Here is a 1,539-nt window from a genome sequence, read left to right on the forward strand (position 1 = left end):
CCCCTGGGGTGCCGGGCCTCACGGATTCAGGCAGCGGGGAACTAGCCCAGCGCCGACTTCACGGCGTCGGCCAGACGGGCGGCAACCGACCGGGCGTGGTCGATGTCGGCGGCCTCGACCATCACGCGGACGAGCGGCTCGGTGCCGGAGGGGCGCAGCAGCACCCGTCCGGTGGTGCCGAGCTCACGCTCGGCGTCGGCCACCGCGGTGGCCAGTTCGGCGGAGGTCTTCACTCGCGACCGGTCGACGTCGGGCACGTTGATGAGGACCTGCGGCAGCCGCTCCATGACCGAGGCGAGGTCCCGGAGCGTACGGCCGCTCTGAACGACCCGGGCGGCGAGCAGCAGGCCGGTCAGCGTGCCGTCGCCGGTGGTGGCGTGGTCGAGGATGATGACGTGCCCGGACTGCTCGCCGCCGAGGGCGTAGCCGTGCCGCTTCATCTCCTCCAGGACGTAGCGGTCGCCGACCGCCGTCTGGACCAGGGCGAGGCCCTCGCGCTCCATGGCGAGCTTGAAGCCCAGGTTGGACATGACCGTCGCGACAACGGTGCCGGAGCGCAGTGCGGAACGCTCTCGCATCGCCAGCGCGAGGACGGCCAGGATCTGGTCGCCGTCGATCTCGTCGCCCGTGTGGTCCACCGCGAGGCAGCGGTCGGCGTCGCCGTCGTGCGCGATGCCGAGGTCGGCGCCGTGCTCGACGACGGCGGCCTTGAGGAGCTCCAGGTGGGTGGAGCCGCAACCGTCGTTGATATTGAGCCCGTCGGGCGCCGCGCCGATCGTGATGATCTCGGCCCCGGCCCGTGTGAAGGCCTCGGGCGAGACGCGGGCGGCCGCGCCGTGCGCCTCGTCGAGGACGACCTTCAGACCGTCGAGGCGGTTCGGGAGGACGCCGATGAGGTGGGCGACGTACTGGTCGAAGCCCTGGTCGTAGGAGTTCACCCGGCCTACGCCGGCGCCGGTCGGACGTTCCCAGGGAGCGCCGGTGCGGTGCTCCTCGTAGACGCCCTCGATCCGGTCCTCCAGCTCGTCGGCGAGCTTGTGCCCGCCGCGGGCGAAGAACTTGATGCCGTTGTCCGGCATGGCGTTGTGGCTGGCCGAGAGCATCACACCGAGGTCGGCGCCCAGCACTCCGGTGAGGTGGGCCACCGCCGGGGTGGGCAGCACGCCGACGCGCAGGACGTCCACGCCGGCACTGGCGAGGCCGGCGACCACGGCGGCCTCCAGGAACTCCCCGGACGCGCGCGGATCCCGCCCGACCACGGCCACGGGCCGGTGGCCTGCGAACGTGCCCGCCTCGGCGAGTACGTGTGCCGCTGCCACGGAGAGCCCGAGCGCAAGCTCGGCCGTCAGATCCGCGTTGGCGACACCGCGCACGCCGTCCGTGCCGAAGAGTCGTCCCACTTGTCCTCCTGAGAAAGCTTCAGAGTACGGAAGTCCCCCGAAGAATACGGAGGTCATCCGATCACATGAGCCTTTGAGCACCTTGTGCCGTTATACGCCCAACCACTGTGATAAACGAACGCCCCGGCGGCACTGTGGC

Annotated in this window: 1 protein-coding gene; it reads right to left on the minus strand. The window is 71.2% G+C overall.

From position 1 onward, the window contains the following. Positions 1 to 41: 41 nt before the first annotated feature. The gene (gene glmM / locus ACFWBT_RS42960; protein ID WP_385710268.1) at positions 42 to 1,400 is read right to left on the minus strand and encodes a phosphoglucosamine mutase; all 1,359 of its coding nucleotides are present in this window, start codon (positions 1,398 to 1,400) and stop codon (positions 42 to 44) included. Between the last annotated feature and the right edge of the window lie 139 nt (positions 1,401 to 1,539).

The sequence above is a fragment of the Streptomyces sp. NPDC060027 genome (genome assembly GCF_042737005.1).
In the GTDB taxonomy this organism is placed as follows: Bacteria; Actinomycetota; Actinomycetes; order Streptomycetales; family Streptomycetaceae; genus Streptomyces.